General features: G+C 70.1%; 14 protein-coding genes. 4 read left to right on the top strand and 10 right to left on the bottom strand.

What is annotated here, in order from left to right:
* Positions 1–20: 20 nt before the first annotated feature.
* Positions 21–11,834: a YDG domain-containing protein gene (locus HUK68_RS19575; RefSeq protein ID WP_175505933.1), complete on the top strand. Its 11,814-nt coding sequence runs from the start codon at positions 21–23 to the stop codon at positions 11,832–11,834.
* Between the two features lie 104 nt (positions 11,835–11,938).
* Here HUK68_RS19575 and HUK68_RS19580 read toward each other — a convergent pair whose 3' ends face one another.
* The 7 genes from HUK68_RS19580 to HUK68_RS19610 all read right to left on the bottom strand — a co-directional run bounded on the left by HUK68_RS19580 (position 11,939) and on the right by HUK68_RS19610 (position 15,849).
* Positions 11,939–12,460 (bottom strand): phage tail protein, encoded by a 522-nt coding sequence (locus tag HUK68_RS19580; protein WP_175505934.1) that lies wholly within the window; start codon positions 12,458–12,460, stop codon positions 11,939–11,941.
* Positions 12,461–12,467: 7 nt separating this feature from the next.
* The gene (locus HUK68_RS19585) at positions 12,468–12,998 is read right to left on the bottom strand and encodes a phage tail protein (RefSeq protein ID WP_175505935.1); all 531 of its coding nucleotides are present in this window, start codon (positions 12,996–12,998) and stop codon (positions 12,468–12,470) included.
* 10 nt (positions 12,999–13,008) lie between these two features.
* Positions 13,009–13,524, bottom strand: coding sequence for a phage tail protein (locus HUK68_RS19590; RefSeq protein ID WP_175505936.1), 516 nt, complete (start codon positions 13,522–13,524; stop codon positions 13,009–13,011).
* A 25-nt stretch (positions 13,525–13,549) separates the two neighbouring features.
* Positions 13,550–14,041 carry a GNAT family N-acetyltransferase gene (locus HUK68_RS19595; RefSeq protein ID WP_175505937.1) on the bottom strand — a complete coding sequence of 164 codons (492 nt, stop codon included), beginning with the start codon at positions 14,039–14,041 and terminating at the stop codon, positions 13,550–13,552.
* Positions 14,042–14,081: 40 nt separating this feature from the next.
* Entirely contained in the window at positions 14,082–14,540 is a 459-nt protein-coding gene (locus HUK68_RS19600; protein ID WP_175505938.1) for a DUF6916 family protein, read from the bottom strand.
* 25 nt (positions 14,541–14,565) lie between these two features.
* On the bottom strand, positions 14,566–14,862 hold the full coding sequence (locus HUK68_RS19605; RefSeq protein ID WP_175505939.1) for a DUF6916 family protein: 297 nt from the start codon (positions 14,860–14,862) through the stop codon (positions 14,566–14,568).
* A 120-nt stretch (positions 14,863–14,982) separates the two neighbouring features.
* Positions 14,983–15,849 carry a LysR family transcriptional regulator gene (locus tag HUK68_RS19610; protein WP_175505940.1) on the bottom strand — a complete coding sequence of 289 codons (867 nt, stop codon included), beginning with the start codon at positions 15,847–15,849 and terminating at the stop codon, positions 14,983–14,985.
* 107 nt (positions 15,850–15,956) lie between these two features.
* Between HUK68_RS19610 and HUK68_RS19615 the strand changes: the two genes are divergently transcribed.
* The 3 genes from HUK68_RS19615 to HUK68_RS19625 all read left to right on the top strand — a co-directional run bounded on the left by HUK68_RS19615 (position 15,957) and on the right by HUK68_RS19625 (position 18,329).
* Positions 15,957–16,370: a VOC family protein gene (locus HUK68_RS19615; protein WP_175505941.1), complete on the top strand. Its 414-nt coding sequence runs from the start codon at positions 15,957–15,959 to the stop codon at positions 16,368–16,370.
* Positions 16,367–17,311, top strand: a complete 945-nt coding sequence (locus tag HUK68_RS19620; protein ID WP_175505942.1) for a 2-hydroxyacid dehydrogenase — start codon at positions 16,367–16,369, stop codon at positions 17,309–17,311. The genes HUK68_RS19615 and HUK68_RS19620 overlap by 4 nt, the downstream gene beginning before the upstream one ends.
* Before the next feature lie 103 nt (positions 17,312–17,414).
* A complete protein-coding gene (locus tag HUK68_RS19625) occupies positions 17,415–18,329 on the top strand; it encodes a DMT family transporter (RefSeq protein WP_175505943.1) in 915 nt (304 codons plus the stop codon).
* Between the two features lie 68 nt (positions 18,330–18,397).
* Here HUK68_RS19625 and HUK68_RS19630 read toward each other — a convergent pair whose 3' ends face one another.
* From HUK68_RS19630 to HUK68_RS19640, 3 genes are all read right to left on the bottom strand, one after another.
* Positions 18,398–19,450: a Bug family tripartite tricarboxylate transporter substrate binding protein gene (locus HUK68_RS19630; RefSeq protein ID WP_175505944.1), complete on the bottom strand. Its 1,053-nt coding sequence runs from the start codon at positions 19,448–19,450 to the stop codon at positions 18,398–18,400.
* The gene (locus HUK68_RS19635; protein WP_175506421.1) at positions 19,443–20,885 is read right to left on the bottom strand and encodes a M81 family metallopeptidase; all 1,443 of its coding nucleotides are present in this window, start codon (positions 20,883–20,885) and stop codon (positions 19,443–19,445) included. The genes HUK68_RS19630 and HUK68_RS19635 overlap by 8 nt, the downstream gene beginning before the upstream one ends.
* A 227-nt stretch (positions 20,886–21,112) precedes the next feature.
* A complete protein-coding gene (locus HUK68_RS19640) occupies positions 21,113–21,763 on the bottom strand; it encodes a helix-turn-helix domain-containing protein (RefSeq protein ID WP_175505945.1) in 651 nt (216 codons plus the stop codon).
* Positions 21,764–21,777: the final 14 nt, after the last annotated feature.

Here is a 21,777-nt window from a genome sequence, read left to right on the forward strand (position 1 = left end):
GCCCCGCACCGAGACCTGCCATGAAAAAAACGCTCGCCACCCGTGTTCTCGACTGGATTGCCCAGCTGTGCCTGCGCGCCAGAACCGCCTTTCAGAGCCATCCGCGCAAGCGCCCGTCGCGCCTGCTGTGCGCGCTGCTGGTGAATGCCGGGCTGATGGGCACGGCCGGCGCGCAGGCGCTGGCACCGACGGCGCTGCCCACGGGCGGACAGCTGGCGGCAGGCCAGGCCAGCATCGGCGGCGTGCAGGCCACGGCCGGCAACGGCGTGCGGCTGGAGGTCACGCAAGCCAGCCAGCAGGCGGTGCTCAACTGGCAGAGCTTCAACATCGGCAGCCAGGCGCAGGTGAATTTCGTCCAGCCGAACGCGTCGGCGACCGTGCTCAACCGCGTGGCGGCGGGCAATCCCTCGGAGATCCAGGGCCAGCTCACGGCCAACGGCCAGGTGTTTCTGGTCAATCCCAACGGCATCCTGTTCGGCGCGGGCGCCCAGGTCAACACCGGCGGCCTGACGGCCTCGACACTTGACATCAGCGACCAGAATTTCATGGCGCGCGATTACCGCTTCGTGCTGGGCAGCGGCGGAGAAGCGTCGAGCGTGGTGAACCAGGGCCGGATCACGGCCGCCCAGGGCGGCTACATCGCGCTGCTGGCGCCCGAGGTGCGCAACGAAGGCGTGCTGGTGGCGACGCTGGGCACGGTGGCACTGGGCGCGGGCGAGCGCATCACGCTGCAGATCCAGGGCGACCGGCTGATCAACATGAGCGTCGACAGCGCGGCGCTGGACACGCTGGTCGAGAACCGGCTGGCGATCCGCGTCGCGGGCGGCCAGGTGATCCTGTCGGCGCGCGCGGCGAATTCGCTGCTGCAAAGCGTGGTCAACAATACCGGGGTCATCGAAGCCACCAGCCTTGCCGACCTGCAGGGCGGCGCGCAGGCCGGCGCCATCCGCGCGGATGCCGGGCAGATCACCAATACCGGCACGCTGGACGCGAGCGGCACGGGCGCGGGCCAGTCCGGCGGCAGCATTGCCTTGACCGCGGGCTTCATCGGCCTGGGCGGCACGCTGCAGGCCGACGGCCAGCTGCAAGGCGGCAGCATCGCCGCCAGCGCGCAGGGCACGCTGTCGCTGGCCGATACCGTCAGCGCCCGGGGCCTGGCCGGCCAGGGCGGCGCGGTGCGCTACAGCGCCGGCGGCCAGATCGTGGAAAGCAGCGGCAGCCGGACCGACGTCTCGGGCGCCACCGACGGCGGCACGGTGCGTGCGCTGGCCGACGGCGGCGTGCTGTCCTCGGGCAGCTACCGCGCCGATGGCGCGCAGGGCGCGGGCGGCCGCATCGACATCTCCGGCAGCGGCGTGCGCCTGCTGTCGGCCGAGATCAGCGCCACGGGCCAGTCGCAGGGCGGGCTCGTGCGCGTCGGCGGTGCCTTCCAGGGCGGCGCCGAGGCCGATCCCGCGGGCGCGATCCCGGTCGAGCGCTTCGTCACGCGCTGGGGCGCGACGCCGAACCTGGTCAACGCCGGCAAGACCTTCGTCAACGACAGCAGCCGCATCGATGTCTCGGCGCGCGGCGCGCAGGGCCAGGGCGGCACGGCGGTGGTGTGGTCGGACAGCGAGACCACGCAGCTCGGCGCGATCGACGCGCGCGGCGCGGGCCAGGGTGGCGCGATCGAGATCTCGTCGAAGGACATGCTGCGCCACACGGCGCTGGAAAACGTGCAGGCCGGCGCCGGCGGCAGCCTGCTGCTGGACCCGAAGAACCTCTACATCGGCACGCCGGTCGAGACCAGTGCCTGGAGCTACAGCGCGTTGATGGGCAACGGCTACGGCCCGGCCAACCCGTCGCAGGGCGTCAAGGATGGCGCGGCGTTCGGCGCCGCCGTGGCGCTGAATGCCGACAGCCGCACCCTGGCGGTGGGCACGCCCGGCGACATGGGCGCGGCCGGCGGCCCGGGCCCGGGCTACTACGCCAGCAGCGGGCTGGGCGCGGTGCGGCTGTACCGCTTCACCGACAGCAGCTACTCCGGCGCGGCGCTGACGTCGACCGTCGGCAGCGGCTACACCGGCGGCAAGAACGTCAACGTCGCGCTGGCCGCGGGCGACCTGTTCGGCACCTCGGTGGCGCTCAACGCCACGGGCGACCTGCTGGCCGTGGGCGCGCCGGGCGACCTGGGCACCAGCGCCAACGGCATCTCGCAGGGCGCGGCCTACCTGTTCCGCTTCGGCGACGCCGCGCTCTCGGGCGGCAGCCAGGCACTGAAGATCGGCAATGTCACGGCCGGCGCGGGCGCCCTGGACCTGCGCGGCGCAAACGGCGCCAAGACCGGCGGATTGGTCGATGGCGATGCCTTCGGCACCAGCGTGGCGCTCAATGCGGCGGGCGACCGGCTGGCGGTGGGCGCCACCGGCGATCTGGGCGGCGGCAACGCCAATGACGGCGCCTATTTGCGCGGCGCGGTCTATCTGCTGGGCATCGATCAGGCGAACTACGCCAACAGCAAGGTTCAGACGCTGCTCAGCGCGGCGCCGACAGCGGGCAGGAATGTCCAGGTCGCGGGCCTGGCCGACGGCAGCCAGTTCGGCCAGAGCGTGGCGCTCGATGCCAGCGGCAATCTGCTGGCCGCAGGCGCGATCGGCGACATGGGCGCGGGACTCGACGGCCTGCAGCGCGGCGCCGTCTATCTGTACAGCTTCAGCGGCACGCCGGCTTTCAGCGGCGCCACCTTGCAGGGCCGCATCGGCAGCGGCTACAGCGGCGGCAAGAACGTCGATGCGGCGCTCGAGGACGGCGATACGTTTGGCGCGGCCGTGGCGCTGTCGGCGGCCGGCGACCTGCTGGCCGTGGGCGCCACCGGCGACCAGGGCCGGGACAACACCGGCTACTACGGCGCGGTGCGCCTCTACAGCTTCGGCACCGGCACGCCGTTTGCGGGCGGCGCGCTGGCCGGCACCATCGGCAAGGGCTACACCGGCGCGGGCAACTATGACGTGGCGCGGCTCACCGATGGCGGCGAAGGCTTTGGCGCAGCGGTGGCCATGAACGCCGCCGGCACCCGGCTGGTGATCGGCGCCCCGGCCGATGCCGGCAGCAGCCGCGCGGCCGAACTGCCCGACGCCGGCGGCGCGGCCTATCTGTTCAGCCGCACGGGCGGCACGCTGGCGCTGGACGGCGTGATCGGCAGCGGCATCGCCGCCGTGGGCAGCAAGAGCGTGGACGTCAACACCGTGGCCGCGGCGCCGGGCGTGGAGGTCGGCCTGCAATCGACGGACAATTTCGGCTCGGCCGTGGCAATGAACGCCGCCGGCACGCAGATCGCCGTCGGCGTGCCCGGCGACTCGGGCTTCAACAGCGCCACTCCCAATGCCGGCGCGGTGCAGCTGTTCACCTTCAGCGACGCGAACTACAACGGCGGCGTGCTCAAGGGCACGCTGGGCAAGGGTTATACCGGCGGCAACAACCTCGATGTGGCGCTGTCGGGCGGCGAACGCTTTGGCTCGGCGCTGGCGCTGAGCGCTGCGGGCGACCGGCTCGCGGTCGGCGCCGCGGGCGCGGGCAGCGTGCGCTTCTACAGCTTTGGCACCGGCTTCACGGCGGCCGCCTCGCGCTGGACCAGTCCGTTGACCGGCGTCGGCGCGAGTTCCGTCGCGCTCGATGGCGCGGGCACGCGCCTGGCCGTGGGCAACGTGGCCAGCGGATCGGTCAAACTCTTCGACACCGGCACCAACGCGCCCTCGCTGCTGCGCACCCTCGGCGCGGCCGAGGTCGGCGCCCTGGCCAGCGGCGATGCGTTCGGCTCGGCCGTCGCGCTCGACAGCGGCGGCACGGCGCTGGCCGTAGGCGCCTCGGGCACCGCGGGCAATACCGGCGCCGTCCACCTGCTGAGCTTTGTCGACAACAGCTACGCCAGCGTCACGCAGCGCAGCGTGATCGGCAAGGCCCGCACCGCCACCAACGACATCAACCTGGACCTGTCGGCGGGCGACCGCTTCGGTGCTTCCGTGGCTTTCAACCGCAGCGGCACGGCGTCGCGCCTGGCGGTCGGCGCGACTGGCACCAACGCCGATTCGGGCGCGGTCTACCTGTTTGGCTTCCCCGGCAGCCTGCTGGCTGCGGGCGAGCTGCGCGGCATCATGGGGCGCGGCTACAACGTCAATCCGGGCGACGTCACCAGCGCCGGCAACGTCAACGTGGCCGCGCTGCGCAGCACCAGCAGCACCTATGGCACCGGCGACAACTTCGGCGCCGCGGTCGCATTCAACGGCGCGGGCGACCGCCTGGCGGTGGGCGCATCGCAGGACATCGGCGCCAACAAGACGCCCAACTTGGTGCCCGCGCCGCACTATGGCGCGGTCTATCTGTTCACCGCGGCGGCACCGTCGGGCGCGCAGCCGGGCCTTGCAGGACAGATCTACACGCCCGGCACCACCGCCGTCCCCGTGGTCAGCAACACCATCAGCGCCGCGTCCATCACCACGGTGCTCAACGGCGGCACGGCCGTCATCCTCAAGGCCGACAACGACATCACCGTGGGCAGTGCCATCAGCGCCAACCGCACCTCGACCGGCGCGCTGACGCTGCAGGCCGGGCGCTCGGTGCAGGTCAACGCCAGCATCGACACCGGCAATGGCAACCTCACGCTGATCGGCAACGACAAGCGGGCCAATGGCGTGGGCAACGCGCTGCGCGATGCGGGCAACGCCAGCATCGAGATGGCCGCCGGCACCGCGCTGAACGCGGGCAGCGGCGCGGTGAACATCGCGCTGCGCGACGGCGCGGGGCTGACCAACAACACCTCGGGCAACATCACTTTGCGCGATGTCACGGCGCACACCATCACGGCCACCAACCAGGGCCCGAGCGCGAACTCCAACATCGTGCTGGAAGGCACGCTCAGCGCGAGCGCCAGCAGCGGCACCAGCATCACGCTGGCGGGCCAGAAACTGGTGAACAACCGCGGCGCGACGGCGCTTGCGGCGGGCGCGGGCAGCCGCTGGCTGGTGTGGTCGGCCGATCCCACGGCGCTGGCCGGCAACAGCACGCTGGGCGGCCTGTCTTACGGCTTCAAGCAATACAACGCCAGCTATGGCGCCACGGACGTGGCTGACGCCACGCTCAACGGCTTGCTGTTCAGCCAGGCGCCGACGCTGGGCATCACCCTGACCAACGCCAGCCCGGTGAGCAAGACCTACGATGGCACGAACAGCGTCACCGCGCCCGTGAGCTACACCACCACCGGCCTGGTCGACAACGACACCCTGGCGGCACTGACCGGCGCGTCCTACGACAGCGCCAACGCCGGCAACGCCAAGACGCTGAGCTTTGCCGGCCCGCGCACCATCAGCAACGGCGCGGTGGCCGTCTATGGCTACGGGCAAGCGGCGCTGGGCAACGCCAACATCGGCCAGATCACGCCCAAGGCACTCACCGCCACCATCAATGCCGGGTCGGCCGACAAGGTGTATGACGGCAGCACCGCGGCCACGGCCACACTGACCATCACCGATGGGCTGGTGGGCGGCCAGACGCTGGCGGCCACCGGCACCGGCATCTTCAACAGCCAGAACGTGGCCTCGGCCAACAGCGTCACCCTGACCGGCACGGCGCTGGCCAACGGCACCGGCCTGGCCAGCAACTACACGCTGGCCGCAGGCCAGACCGCACAGGCAGCGATTGCCGCCAGGACCTTGACCGCAACGGCCACGGCCAGCAGCAAGGTCTACGACGGCAGCGCCGCGGCCGCGCCGGTACTGACCATCAACGCGGGCCTGGTCAATGGCGAGAGCGTGAGCGCCACGGGCACCGGCAGCTTCAACAGCAAGGATGTGCTGGCGGCCAACCGCGTCACGGTCGATGCGATCACGCTGGCCGACGGCGCCAACGGGCTTGCCAGCAACTACCGCATCGACGCCGGCCAGCAGGCCGCGGCATCGATCACCGCCAAGGCGCTGGGCGCGGCGGTGGTCGCCGGGTCGGCCGACAAGGTCTATGACGGAACCACTGCCGCGAGCGCGCGCCTGGCCATCACCTCGGGCATGGTCAATGGCGAGACCCTCACGGCCACCGGCGCCTCCACCTTCAACAGCCGCAACGTGGCCGACGCCAACCGCGTCACGGTGGGCGCGGTGACGCTGGCTGATGGCACGGGCCTGGCCAGCAACTACCAGCTCGCCGGCGGCCAGTCGGCGGCAGCGGCGATCACGGCCAGGACGCTGACCGCGAGCGCCAGCGCCAGCAGCAAGCAATACGACGGCGGCGCCAGCGCGGCGCCGGTGCTGACCATCACCTCGGGGCTGGTTGGCGGCGAGACCGTGAGCGCCACGGGCACGGGCAGCTTCAACAGCAAGGACGTGCTCACCGCGAACACCGTGACGGTGAATTCGGTCACGCTGGCCGACGGCAACAACGGCCTGGCCAGCAACTACCGCCTCGACGCCGGCCAGCAGGCCTCGGCCTCGATCACGGCCAAGACCCTGACCGCGAGCGCTACAGCGACCGACAAGGTGTATGACGGCACGACCACGGCAGCGCCCACGCTCGCCATTGCCTCGGGCCTGGTGACGGGCGAAACCGTTACCGCCACGGGCACCGGCAGCTTCAACAGCAAGGACGTGCTGACCGCAAACACCGTCACCGTGAATTCGGTCACGCTGGCCGATGGCAATAATGGCCTCGCCAGCAATTACCGACTTGACGCCGGCCAGCAGGCCGCGGCCTCGATCACGGCCAGGACGCTCACGGCCACCGCCACCGCCAACGACAAGGTCTATGACGGCACGACCACGGGCGCGCCGACATTGGCGATTGCCTCCGGCCTGGTCAACGGCGAAACCGTGACCGCTACGGGCACGGGCACGTTCAACAGCAAGGATGTGCTGGCCGCCACCACCGTCACCGTGAATTCGGTCGGTTTGGCAGACGGGAACAACGGCCTTGCCAGCAACTACCAGCTCGCAGCCGGCCAGCAGGCCACGGCGTCGATCACCGCCAGGGCGCTGACGGCGAGCGCTGCCGCCGCGGACAAGGTCTACGACGGCAATGCCAGCGCTGCGCCGGTGCTGACCATCACCTCCGGCCTGGTGGGCGGCGAGACGGTGACGGCCACGGGCACCGGCAGCTTCAACAGCAAGGATGTGCTGAGCGCCCACACCGTCACGGTGGCTTCGGTGGCGCTTGCCGATGGCAACAATGGCTTGGCCAGCAACTATCGCCTGGACGCGGGCCAGCAGGCTTCGGCAGCGATCACGGCCAGGACACTCGGCGGCAACGTGATTGCCGGTTCGGCCGACAAGGCCTACGACGGCAGCACGGCCGCCAGCGCGCGCCTGGACATCGCCTCCGGACTGGTCACGGGCGAAACCGTGACCGCCACGGGCACGGGCAGCTTCAATAGCAAGGATGTGCTCGCGGCCCATACCGTGACCGTGAATTCGGTCACGCTGGCGGATGGCAATAACGGGCTCGCCAGCAATTACCGACTTGACGCGGGCCAGCAGGCCGCGGCCTCGATCACGGCCAGAACGCTCACGGCAACTGCCACGGCGACCGACAAGGTCTATGACGGTACAAGCACGGGGGCGCCCACGCTGGCGATTGCCTCGGGTCTGGTAGCTGGCGAAACCGTGACGGCTAGCGGCACCGGCAGCTTCAATAGCAAAGACGTGCTGGCCGCGAATACCGTGACCGTGAATTCGGTTACGCTGGCCGATGGCAATAACGGCCTCGCCAGCAATTACCGACTTGACGCCGGCCAGCAGGCCTCTGCATCTATCACCGCCAAGACTCTGACGGCCACGGCAACCGCTACGGACAAGGTTTATGACGGCACGGCCACGGGTGCGCCCACGCTGGCGATTGCCTCGGGGCTGGTCAATGGCGAAACCGTGACGGCCACGGGCACGGGCAGCTTCAATAGCAAGGATGTGCTGACAGCCAATACCGTCACGGTGAATTCGGTCACGCTGGCCGATGGAAATAACGGCCTCGCCAGCAACTACCGCCTTGACGCGGGCCAGCAGGCTGCGGCCTCGATCACCGCCAGGACGCTCACGGCTAGCGCCACGGCAACCGACAAGGTCTATGACGGCACGGTCACGGGTGCACCCACGCTGGCGATTGCCTCGGGGCTGGTCAATGGCGAAACCGTGACGGCCACGGGCACGGGCACATTCAACAGCAAGGATGTGCTGACCGCCAATACCGTCACCGTGAACTCGGTCACACTGGCCGATGGCAATAATGGCCGCGCCAGCAACTATCGCCTTGACGCGGGCCAGCAAGCCGCGGCAGCCATCACAGCCAGGGCGCTGACCGCCACTGCTACGGCGACCGACAAGGTCTATGACGGCACGGCCACGGGCGCGCCCACGCTGGCCATTGCCTCGGGTCTGGTTGCTGGCGAAACCGTGACGGCTACCGGCACGGGCAGCTTCAATAGCAAAGACGTGCTGGCCGCGAATACCGTGACCGTGAACTCGGTGACGCTGGCCGATGGCAATAATGGCCTCGCCAGCAACTATCGCCTTGACGCGGGCCAGCAGGCCTCTGCATCGATCACAGCCAGGGCGCTGACCGCCACTGCCACGGCAACCGACAAGGTCTATGACGGCACGGCCACGGGCGCGCCAACGCTGGCGATTGCGTCCGGACTGGTCAACGGCGAAACCGTGACGGCTACCGGCACTGGCAGCTTCAACAGCAAGGATGTGCTGACAGCGAATACGGTCACGGTGAACTCGGTCACACTGGCGGATGGCACGAATGGCCTGGCCAGCAACTACCGCCTGGATGCGGGCCAGCAGGCTGCTGCCTCGATCACGGCCCGGACGCTCACGGCCACCGCCACGGCCACCGACAAGGTCTATGACGGCACGGCCACGGGCGCGCCCACGCTGGCGATTGCCTCGGGGCTGGTCGCTGGCGAAACCGTGACGGCCACGGGCACGGGGAGCTTCAATAGCAAGGATGTGCTCGCGGCCCATACCGTCACCGTGAATTCGGTCACGCTGGCCGATGGCACGAATGGCCGCGCCAGCAACTATCGCCTTGCTGCGGGCCAGCAGGCCGCAGCATCCATCACCGCCAAGACCCTGACGGCGACGGCGACCGCCACCGACAAGGTTTATGACGGCACGGCCACGGGAAACCCGAACTTGACCATCGCCTCCGGTCTGGTGGCTGGCGAAACCGTGACGGCCACGGGCACTGGCAGCTTCAATAGCAAGGACGTTTTAACGGCCCATACCGTCACCGTGGATTCGGCCACGCTGGCCGATGGCAATAACGGCCTCGCCAGCAATTACCGCCTGGATGCGGGACAGCAGGCCGCGGCCTCGATCACGGCCAGGGCACTCACGGCGACCGCCACGGCGACCGACAAGGTCTATGACGGCACCACCACGGGCGCGCCCACGCTGGCCATTGCCTCGGGGCTGGTCGCGGGTGAAAACGTGGCGGCCACAGGCACGGGAAGCTTCAACAGCAAGGATGTGCTCGCGGCCCATACCGTCACCGTGAATTCGGTCACCCTGGCCGATGGCAGCAATGGCCTGGCAAGCAACTACCGTCTTGATGCGGGCCAGCAGGCCGCGGCATCCATCACCACCAAGACTCTGACGGCCACGGCAACCGCCACCGACAAGGTCTACGACGGCACGACCACTGGAAACCCGACCTTGACCATCGCCTCGGGTCTGGTCACGGGCGAAACCGTGACGGCCACGGGCACTGGCAGCTTCAACAGCAAGGATGTGCTGACGGCCGATACCGTGACCGTGAACTCGGTCGCGCTGGCCGATGGCAGCAATGGTTTGGCCAGCAACTACCGCCTTGACGCCGGCCAGCAGGCCTCGGCCTCGATCACGGCCAGGACGCTCACGGCTAGCGCCACCGCCACCGACAAGGTTTATGACGGTACGGCCACTGGAAACACGACATTGACCATTGCCTCCGGCCTGGTAGCGGGCGAAACCGTGACGGCCACGGGCACCGGCAGCTTCAATAGCAAGAATGTGCTGACCGCGAACACCGTGACCGTGAATTCGGTCACGCTGGCCGATGGCAATAATGGCCTCGCCAGCAACTACCGCCTTGACGCGGGCCAGCAGGCCGCGGCATCGATCACCGCCAGGGCACTCACGGCTACCGCTACGGCGACCGACAAGGTCTATGACGGCACGGCCACGGGCGCGCCCACGCTGGCCATTGCCTCGGGTCTGGTCGACGGTGAATCCGTGCAGGCAACTGGCATCGGCACATTCAACAGCAAGGATGTGCTCGCGGCCAATACCGTCACCGTGAATTCGGTCACGCTGGCCGATGGCAATAATGGCCTGGCGAGCAACTATCGTCTTGACGCGGGCCAGCAGGCCTCGGCTTCGATCACGGCCAGGGCACTCACGGCTAGCGCCACGGCGACGGACAAGGTCTATGACGGCACGGCCACGGGCGCGCCCACGCTGGCCATTGCCTCCGGTCTGGTTGCTGGCGAAACCGTGACGGCTACCGGCACCGGCAGCTTCAACAGCAAGGACGTTCTCACGGCCAATACCGTGACCGTGAGCTCGGTCACGCTGGCCGATGGCAATAACGGCCTCGCCAGCAACTACCGCCTTGATGCGGGCCAGCAGGCCGCGGCATCCATCACCGCCAAGACCCTCACGGCCACGGCCACCGCCACCGACAAGGTCTATGACGGCACGGCCACCGCAGCGCCAACGCTGGCCATTGCGTCAGGACTGGTCAACGGCGAAAACGTGACGGCTACCGGCACGGGCAGCTTCAACAGCAAGGACGTGCTGACCGCAAACACCGTCACGGTGGATTCGGTCACGCTGGCCGATGGCCATAACGGGCTGGCCAGCAATTACCGCCTCGAAGCGGGCCAGCAGGCCGCGGCAGCCATCACGCCGCGGACCCTGACGGCCAGCGCCACGGCGCCCGACAAGGTGTATGACGGCAGCACCGCCGCAGCGCCCGCACTGGCCATCACGGCCGGACTGGTCGGCAGCGAGACGCTGCGCGCGCTGGCGACGGGCAGCTTCGACAGCAAGGACGTGGCCACGGCGCGCCAGGTCACGGTCCATTCGGCCGTGCTTGCCGATGGCACCGGGCTGGCAAGCAACTACCAGCTGGCCGCAGGCCAGACGGTGGCGGCGCGCATCACGCCGGCCACCGTGCAGGCCGGCCTCAGCGGCAGCGTCGAGAAGGTCTACGATGCCGGCACCGCCGCCACGCTGACCGCCGCCCACTACACGCTCACGGGCGTGCTGGGCAGCGAAGACGTCACGCTCACGCCCGCGCCCACGGCAAGCTATGACAACCGCAACGCGGGTGCCGGCAAACAGGTCACGGCCACCGGTATCGCACTGGGCGGCAGCGGCGCCAGCAACTACCAGCTGGCCTCGACCACGGTCTCGGCCGCGGTTGGCCGCATCACGCCGGCCCGGCTGGTGGTCAGCGCCGATGACCAGAGCAGCCTCAACGGCCTGCCGCTGCCGGAACTGACGGGCGTGGTCAGCGGCCTGCAGGGCAGCGACACCGCGGCGCAGGTCCTCGGCAGCCTGAGCTATGCGACCGCCGCCACGCGCGTCTCGGCGCCGGGCCAGTATGCGATCACCCCGTCGGCCACGCTGGCGAGCCCGAACTACACGCTGAGCGTGGAGAACGGCAGCTTCACCGTGTTGCGCGCCGACACCGGCGGGCCGGAGTCCGGCCGGCTGCTTGAAGCCGTGGAGGACAGCGATCCGGTCAAGGCCCGCGTGCATCTGCGCGAGCTGAGCGCGCCGCGCCGCCTGGACATCGATGTTCTGGTCGGCGGCGTGCGCCTCGAGCCCTGAACGGAGCCTGCCGGGGCGCGAGCGCGCCGCGGCAGGCGGCGCGCAAAGAAAAGCCGGCGCAAAGGCCGGCCATCGCAAGCGGCGCCGCGCGCGGCGCGGTGGCTTCACCCGCGTGGTGGAAACACCCCTTGCAGCGCGATGATGAAGTGCATGGTCAGATAGGGCTGCAGGTTGTTGTGCGGCTGGCCACCGCCCGCATCCACGGTGCGCGGCGACATCATGCCGGTCATGCCGCTGGCCGGGCCATACAGCGAAGCCGTGCCCGGCGCGCGCGCCAACGCCGCGCCCTCGGGCGACACCGTGCCGCCCGGCGCGGCCACGGCGCGGATGGCATGGGTGTGCGGCGGCATCTCCGGCTCGACCAGGCTCACGGCGGCCTGGCCGCCGTACTGGCCCAGGTCATAAGGCGACAGCCCCGGGCCCTGGCCGGGATGCATGGCGGCGCGGCCCTGCAGGTCGGGCAAGGCGAAGGTGGACTTTCCATCCCCGCCATAGGTCGTGCCCAGCAGCGAGAACAATGCCGTGTTCTGCGACAGCGGCAGCAGCTGGCCGTTGCAGGCGGCCCAGCCCCGCGGCACGAAATTGAACGGAACCATGCGGATTTCCGCGACGAAAGGATCTGCCATGGGTGCCTCAGGTGGGGGAAGGAAAGATGCCGAACAGCGAGATGATGTGGTTTACGCAGAGATAGGGCATCAGGTTGTTGTGCGGCTGGCCCGCGCCGGCCGATGTGACCACCGTGGCATTGAGCGCCGCCGTGGGCGCCACCGATGGCGCGGCATAGATCTTGGTGCTGCCCTGCGCGGGCAGATTGTTCACCGGCGAGGGGCTGGTGGCATTGATCGTGCCGGCGGGCGCATTGGCCGGCACGGCCGCCATCACCGCATGGCTGTGGACCGCGATCTGCTGCGCCGTCAGCGCGACCTGCTCGACGCCGCCGGTCTCGGCCAGCACGAAGCCGCTGCCCTGGTGCAGGCTCAGGCGCCCGCGCAGATCGGGCAGCGCGAAGACCGTCTCGCCATCGCCGCCATAGGTGGTGCCGATCAGCTGGAACAGGGTTTCGTTCTCGCTGATGGGCAGCAATTGCCCCTCGCAGAACATCCAGCCTGCGGGAGCGAAATTGCCCGCGAAGATGCGGATTTCACCGACATAAGGTTGTGCCATGGTGCGGCTCCTAGTTGGGCGAAGGGAAGATGCCCTGCAGCGCGATGCAGATGCTCAGGGTCAGGAACGGCTGCATGTTGGTGTGCGCCTGCGCTCCCCCGGCCGTGGCAAGCGTGGCCGGGTGCATGGGCGCCAGGCGCTCGGCACTGCTGACGCCCGGGCCCGAGTAGGCGTTGAACGGGGCCGCGGCCAGCGTGGCGTTGGTGGGCGCCGCCACGCGCGCGGCGCCCTCGGCCACGCGCAGCAGATGGGTATGGGGAGCGAGTTCGGAAGCCGTGAGCGTATGTGCCTGTGCGCCGCCGCTTTGGCCCAGCGTGAACCCCTGGCCCATGTGGATAGGCACGCGTCCTTGCAGGTTGGGCAAGGCAAAGTTGACGCGGCCATCGCCACCGAAAGTGGTGCCTAGCAGCGAGAACAGCGCCTGGTTCTGGTTGATGGGCAGCAACTGGCCGTTGCACAATGCCCAGCCCCTGGGCGCAAAGGCGAAGCTGAAGCAGCGGGTCTCGCCAAGAAAAGGTTCTGCCATCGTGGGCTCCCTGTGAATCGAAAATTTAGCGCGCCGGGCCGCGCGGTGGCGCGGCCAGCGACATGAAAACCGTGGCGCCGTCATCCACGCCTTCGACAAATCCCAGCCGGCGGTACCAGGCACGCGCGCGGCTTGCGACCGCGGCATGCAGCGTCAGCCGCGCGCCGCTGCGGGCGGCCTCGGCGGTCAGCGCCGCGAGCAGCTGCGTGCCCCATCCGGCGCCGCAGCATTCGGGCAGCAGGCGGATATCCATCAGCCGGATCTCGCCGGGCTGGCGCCAGACGCAGAGCCGGCCGATCAGGCGGCCGTCGAGCAGCACCGCATCCAGCGCCGCGCCCGGGTAATGGCGCGCGTGATGCGCCTGCTGCGCCAGCGACTGCAGGCGCAGGAACTGCGCGCGCTCGGCCTCGCCCAGCGGGTAATGCGCCATCTCGGGCATGCGCGTCGCGACGTACAGCGCATGCACCGCCTCGGCATCGGCGGCCGTGAGCGCACGCAGTTGCAGGGCGGCGGTCAAGTCAGGCTCGGACGTGGGTACTGCGGGCGCGGCGCCGGCTTCAGCCAAACACCACTTCGTAGTGCTGGCCGTGCGGATGCGCGGCAGCGCCGACCGCGCTGGCAAACGCCGCGAAGCGCTGGCCATCGGTGCCCTGGAACTCATGCGTCTGCGAGGCCAGCGCGCGCTGGTCCATGGCCACGAACACCAGGCTGAAGGGCTCGCTGCGGGCCGCCGCCGGGCGCTCCTGCGCCGCGCCGGAGGTCTCGATGCTGACCAGGCGCAGCGCCGCGGCCTGCCCCGCGGGCCCCACGCTGAAGAACTGGCCGACGGCGAAATCCGCGGCGCAGAAACTGCGCATGCAGGCCTGCGCGGCCGGGTCCATTGCGGGAAACTGCGGCGGCGCCGGCGCGAAAGCCGATGCCGTGGCCAGGCCGGTCGATGCCGAAGCCAGCGCCACGGAGGCGGCGCTGCCGCGCGCCAGGAAACCGCGCCGGTTCAGTGCAGGGTGATTTGCCATGGGAGACGCTTCTTTCGTGGGGTAGTCAATTGAACACCGCTTCATACTGCATGCGGCCATCGCTGCGCGAGGGGCCCAGCGGCACGATGAACAGCGCGAATTCGCCCAATCGGGCATGCGAAAACAAATGGGTGCCCTGCCCCAGCCTGAGCACCGCGTCGCCCAGGAACACCAGGCTGAAGGATGTCGGTCCAGGGGCCGAAGCATCCCCCGCGGGCGGGTGGACAGTGTCCAGCTGCAGTGCCACTGCCTCTGCCGCGCCCGAAACCTCGAAAGCGGTGCCCAGCTGCGCCGCGAAGGCGGCATGCGTCGGGTAGGTCATTTGTAATATGGAGGTAAGACTTGTTGCGGGGGCCGGCGCGCAGTATACCGAGGCGCCGGTTTCCTCAGGAAAACCGGGCCGCCCGCGCGCTGCAGCGCCCAGGCCGCGCCCCGCCCGCGCTCATGCTGGCGGTGCTTGCAAGGACTGCTGCAGCAGTTCGAGCAGCCGCGGGAAATCCGGCGCGGCCGGGCTGGCGAGCACCATCTGGCGCGCATAGGCCGCGCCGGGAATCGGCAGCACCCGGCAGTCGGCGGAAAAGCGCTCGATGCCCGGCCACTGCGGCACCAGGCTCATGCCCATGCCGTCGGCCACCAGCAGCGCAATGGCCTCGAGCGCGTCGAGGTCGCACAGCACCGTGGGCGCGATCTGCTGGTCGGCAAGCCAGGCGGCCGCATGGCGCCCGCCCCAGGCGTTCGGGTCGTAGCGGATGTAGGGCAGCCGGCGCAGCAGCGTGGCCGGCCGTCCGCGCGTGCCCGGCGGCGCCAGCAGCACCAGCGGCTCCGCGCGCAGGGCCACGGCGCGCAGCGCCCTGGGCCAGGCAAACGGCGGCGCGACCATCAGCGCCGCATCGATCTCCCCGGCCTGCAGCAGCCGGTACAGCCCGCGCGAGGTGTCGGGCACGATGACTGCCCGGGCGTCGGGCGCGGCCTGGGTGAAGCGGCGCAGCGCGCACGGCAGCAGCCCGGTCAGCAGCGTCGAGACCGCGCCGATACGCAGGCTGCCGCTCAGGCCGTCGGTGCCGACATCGCTTTGCAGCAGCGCGGCCTCGCGCACCAGCCGGCGCATGCGCGCCAGCAACTGGCTGCAAGCCGGGGTGGGCCGCGCCGCATGCCCGCTGCGCGACAGCAGGGCAAAGCCCAGTTCACGCTCGAGCACCTGCACGCGCTGGCCGATGGCGGCGGCCGTGAGGTGCTCGGTGCGCGCCGCCTCGGCAATCGAGCCGCTGTCGACCACTGCCAGCAGGCTTTTCAGATACCGAGTCTCCAAAAGAAAACCTTTAGCGAGGAAAAATATTATTGGCTATGTCTTTTGAAGTATGCCCGCTATTGTTGCGCCCATCACTGCTTTCCCCCACCGCCACCCGATTGCCTGCCATGCGCACCTGCTTCCATCTCGCCTACCATGTCCGTGACCTCGACCAAGCCCGCGCCTTCTATGGCGGCGTGCTGGGCTGCGAAGAAGGCCGCAGCACCGACACCTGGGTCGATTTCGACTTCTTCGGCCACCAGCTCTCGCTGCACCTGGGCGAGCCCTTCCCGGTCACCCATACCGGCCGCGTCGGCGAGCACCTGGTGCCGATGCCGCACCTGGGCCTGGTGATGGGCATGGACAACTGGCAGGCGCTGGCCGCGCGCCTCACCGCGCAGAAGCTGGACTTCGTGCTGCAGCCGCACATCCGTTTTGCCGGCGAGCCCGGCGAACAGGCGACGATGTTCTTTCTCGACCCCTGCGGCAATCCCATCGAGGTCAAGGGCTTTCGCGACCTGGACAAGGTCTACGCGCAATGAGCGGCTGCCTGCCGCTGGTCTGCGCGCCCGGCTACGCATTTGCCGAACCCTGGCGCGCGGCACTGCAGGCGGCGCTGCCCGAGGAGCGCATCGTGGACCTCGCCGCGCTCGATGCGCGGGCGCGCGCGGATTGCGAAATGGCCATCGTTGCCAATCCCGATCCGCGCGAGCTGGCCACGCTGGGGCGCCTGCAATGGGTGCACAGCGTCTGGGCCGGCGTCGAGCGGCTGGTCGCGGACTTGCAAGACAGCCCGGTGCAGATCGTGCGGCTGGTCGACCCGCAGCTCGCCGAGACCATGGCCGAGGCGGTGCTGGCCTGGACGCTGTACCTGCACCGCGACATGCCGCGCTACGCGCGCCAGCAGGCCGCGGGCATCTGGCGCGCGCATGACTATGTGCCGCCGCAGCGCAAGACGGTGGCGCTGCTGGGCCTGGGCGAACTCGGCGCGGCCAGTGCCGCCAAGCTGCGCGCGGCCGGTTTCCAGGTGTCGGGCTGGAGCCGCAGCCGCAAGGCGGTCGCGGGCGTGCAGTGCTTTGCCGGCGCCGAGGAACTGCCGGCGCTGCTGGCCGGCGCCGACATCGTGGTCTGCCTGCTGCCGCTCACGCCCGAGACCGAAGGCATGCTGGACGCTGCCGCCTTGGCCCACCTGCGCCCGGGCGCGGCGCTGATCAACTTCGCGCGCGGCGCCATCGTCGACGACGCGGGCCTGCGCGCGGCGCTCGATGCACAGCAGCTCGCGCATGCGGTACTCGATGTATTCCAGACCGAGCCGCTGCCGCCGGCGCAATGGCAGTGGCAGCATCCGCAGGTGACGCTGCTGCCGCATATCTCGGCGCCCACCAACCGCGCGACGGCGGCCGCCATCGTTGCCGCGAATGTGCGCCGCTGGCGTGCTACCGGCGCGCTGCCGGCAGTCGTCGACAAGCAGCGGCGCTACTGAGGGGCCGAGCGCCGGGCCGGCGCGCGGCAATAGCCCCGCCCGGCGCTGGAGCTCCCCGGCAGGCGCCCCGCGGCGCGCACGGCGGCTCCTAGAATCGCGCCCCATGCTGCTCAAACCCTGGACTCGCACCGCCGTGCTTTCGCGCTTTTCCCGCCAGGAGGCCGCGCTGCTGGCGGTGACCGTGCTCTGGGGTGGCACCTTCGTGGTGATGCACGCCGCGATGGCCCATAGCGGGCCGCTGTTCTTCGTCGGCCTGCGCTTCGTTGTCGCCGGGCTCGCGACCATGCTGGTCTTTCGCCGGCTGATGGCCGGAGTCACGCAGGCCGAGCTCCTGGCGGGCGCGGCGATCGGCGCGTCGATCTGCGTCGCCTATGCGCTGCTGGGCCAGGGGCTGCAGAGCATCGAGGCCAGCCGCGCCGCCTTCCTGACCGCGCTGTATGTTCCGGCCGTGCCGCTTTTGCAGTGGCTGCTCACGCGGCGTGCGCCCCATCCCATGGTCTGGGCCGGCATCGGGCTGGCGTTCATCGGCCTGCTGCTGGTCAGCAATCCGGGCGGCGCGTCGCTGTGGCGGCTGGGCGTGGGCGAAGCCGCGACGATTCTGGGCGCGTTCGTGATCGCGCTGGAGATCCTGCTGATCGGCAAATATGCGGGCCAGGTCAACGTGCAGCGCGTCACGGCCATCCAGCTGCTGGTGGCGGGCGTGTGCGCCCTTGCGGCCATGCCGCTCGCGGGCGAGAGCGTGCCCGCGTTTTCCTGGGTCTGGGCGGCCAGCGGCGTGGGGCTGGGACTGGTCAGGGCATTGATCCATCTGACCATGAACTGGGCGCAGCAATCGGTCTCGCCGACGCGGGCCACGCTGATCTATGCCACCGACCCGGTCTGGGCCGGCATCATCGGCCGCATCGCGGGCGACCGCCTGCCGGCCACGGCACTGCTGGGCGCGGTATTCATCGTCGCCGGCATACTGGCCAGCGAACTGCGGCCGCGCCGCCTCGGCCCGGCTGCCGCCACCCACTGAGCTTGCACGCCGGCCCATCGCGCCCGGGCGCCCCGCCAGCAGCCCGCGCCGGCAGCACCCGCGGCCGACTAGTCGTTGCGCACGCCCAGCCGCGCCACCAGCGGCTTCCAGACGTCGGTGTCGCGGCGGATGTAGTCGGCAACATCGGCCCGGGTGCCTGGCAGCGTCACCGCATGCATGCCCTGGTAGCGCTGGACCACGTCGGGCTCCTGCAGGCATTGCTGCGTCGCGGCATGCAGCTTCTGCACCACGGCCGCGGGCGTGCCGGACCGGGCCATCAGCGCGGTCCAGGAGCCATGGGCCAGCTCGGCGCTGCCCAGGAGTTCGGCCACGGTCGGCACCGTGGGCAGATCGGCCAGCCGCGCGCTGCCCAGCACGGCCAGCGCCTTGATCTTGCCGGCCTTGACATTGCCCAATGCCGTGCCGGCAATGAACGGCGCCAGGTCGATCTGGTTGCCGACCACGCTGGTCAGCGCCGTGGCCTCGCCCTGGAACGGCACATGCACCAGCGCCGCCTTGAGCTTGTCCGCCAGGATGGCCGACATCAGATGCGCGGGGCTGCCGGTGCCCGGCGAGCCGAAATTCAGGCCTGCCGGCGCGGCCGCTGCCGCCTTGCCGATATCGGCGAATCGGTCGATCTTCGAGCCCGGGCTGGCGACCAGCAGATAGGGGCTGCTCACCACCAGGTTCACGCCTTCGAAGTCCCTGGCCACCTCATACGGCGGCTTGGCGTAGACATAGGGCGTGACGGTCAGCTGCGACATGCCGGCAATGAACAGCGTATAGCCGTCGGCCGGCGCCTGCTTGAGCGCCTGCACCGCCGGCAGGCCGTTGGCGCCGGCGCGGTTCTCGATGACCAACGGCTGGCCGATGCGCGTGGCGGCGCAGTTCGCCCAGATCCGCGCCACCGTGTCCACGCCGCCGCCCGGCGCGGACGGCACGATCAGCTTGATGGGTTTGGCCGGCCAGGTGTCTTGCGCCTGCGCGCCGGGCGAGGCCATGGCGCAGCAGCCGGCGGCCAGCAGCGCCGCAAGCCGGCGCCGGCTGCGGGCTGCGAAGGGAAGCGGCGATGGGAAGAAGTGCATGGCGGGGTTCGGGTCGGTGGTAACAGGATCAGGCATCGAGGGGCCATTTGGGCCGCTGGATGCGCCGGTAGGGCAGCGTGCGCAGGTCGTCGGTCAGCGTTCCGGGCGCCTGCACATACAGCACCTGGCTGGCGATCTTCGAGAACTCGGCAAAGAAATGCTGCGAGGACTTGACCACGATCAGCTTCCTGCGCGCCAGATCGCAGCCCAGTCCGCTGAACAGGTCGGTGCCCATGGCCTGGGTGCGGATCGAGGCCAGCACCAGTTGCACCCCCTGGGCTTCGACCAGCGCGCAGGCGCCCATCGGCACCTTGGCGCCCGACAATCCGCTCTGGTGGTGGGCCGGGTTCACGGCCAGCACGGTGCACAGCAGATCGACCGGGTCGCCGGACAAGGGGCCGATCTTGCCGCCGATGCGCAGCGGCAGGCGCGCGCCCGCGCCCGCGGCCACGGCCAGCGCCGCGGCCGACGGGTCCCACAGCGGGCCGATCGCCACCTCGCGGATGCCGCGCGCCAGGATCGCCTGCAGCACGAAGGTGGCATCGCCGGCCGCGCCGCCACCGGGGTTGTCGGCGCCGTCGGCCATGACCACCGGGCCTTCGGCCTTGAGGGCCTGGTCGAGCGCGGCCTCGATCCCCGGCGCGGGCGCGGACAGCTGGTCCCGGAGCGCGATCAGCTCGTCCGCCAGGCTGCGCGCCAGCCGGGCCGCGGCGCGCGCGTCGCCATCGGCATAGACCAGCAGCCGGGTCCCCATGTCGGGCACATCGCCCCAGGGAAAGCCATGCACCACCGAGATCGTCAGCGCCTGGCCCGCGCGCTCGAGCTGCTGCAGCCGGTCGACATAGCCGCGCATGGGCGCACGCGAGGTGTGCAGCACCGCGACCATCTGGCAATCCACCACCGCGGCCACCGGACGCACCTCACCGCGCACCGTGGCGGCACAGATGTCGACCAGTTCATAGGCGCGCTCGAGCACGTCGGTGTGCGGATATTCCTTGAACGCAACCATCACATCGGTGTGGTCGACCATGGCCTGCGACAGATGGCAGTGCGGGTCGAGCTCGGCGCCGATCACCACGCCGGCGCCGACCAGCGCGCGCACGCGCTGCAGCAGGTCGCCTTCGCAGTCCTCGTAGCCATCGGCGACCATCGCGCCATGCAGGCCCAGCAGCACCATGTCGACGGGCAGGCTGGCACGCAGGTCGGCCAGCAATTCGTCGCGCAGTGCCTCGTAGGTCGCGCGCGTGGTGATGCCGCCCGGCTGGGCCGCGGCCACCAGGCCCTCGTGCAGCACCCAGCCCTGTTCGCGCCCGCGCACGCGCGCCGCCCACAGCGGGCCGGAGTTGTACAGCGGCTCGTCGGGATGCTGGCCCGCGGGGAAATACGAGCGCTCCTGGAACGAAGCCAGGCTGGTGGGCAGCGGCGCGAAGCTGTTGGTCTCGGTGGCCAGCACGGCGCTGAACACGCGCAAGGGAACTGGCGCAGTCGCAGTTGAAGTCACGTCGAATCCTTATCGGGGTGCATGGCCGGCCGCGCGCACCAGCAGGGCGCCGTGGCGGCGCACCACCGCGGTGCCGCATACGCAGGAAATTTGCGCAAACGCAAAATTGTCGCGCAGATCCACGCAGCCAGCCATTCTGGTTTTTGCTTACACGCAACAAACATGCCGCGCCGCGGCAGGCGCCGCCCCGCGCCGGCTCAAGCCGATTGCGCACCCTGGCGCGCGCGCGCCATCAGCTCGCTCTCGTTGGTGCTGACGCCGACGATGCGCGCCAACTGGCGGCTCACGGTGACATAGGCATGACCCAGGCGGCTGTCGAAATACAGCGAATCGCCGCGCGCGAGCCGCACCTGCTCGCCGTTCTCGAAGTGCACGCAGATCGCGCCCGACAGCACATGCACGAACTCGGCCCCCGGATGGCGCGCGAAGTCCTGCGGGCCGTTGAAGGTGCGCGCATGCACCGTGCCCAGCATCGGCGTGATCGGCTTGGCATCCACGCCCGTGGCCAGGAACTCATAGGACAGCGACAAGCCGCGGTAGACCACGCCCTCGCCGGCGCGCGTCACTACCGGGCCGCTGGCAGCGCCCGCGCCGGCGCGGTCCGCGTTGGCAAACAGCGTGCCCAGGTCCATGCCCAGCGCGCGCGCCAGCGCCGCCAGGTTCTCGTAACCCAGCGCCAGCTGGCCGCGCTCGGCACGCGAGATGGTGGTGATCGATACCCCGGCGCGCTCGCCAAGCCCGGCCAGCGTCCAGCCCAGCTGCTTGCGCGCATGGCGCAGGCGCTGGCCGAGCGTGGCCGGGTCGAGTTGCTGCGCACGCGTCGCAGCGGAGATGGCGGGATGGTTCACTGCGCCATTTTGCC

This window comes from Comamonas antarctica, from assembly GCF_013363755.1.
GTDB classification, from domain to species: domain Bacteria; phylum Pseudomonadota; class Gammaproteobacteria; order Burkholderiales; family Burkholderiaceae_C; genus Comamonas; species Comamonas antarctica.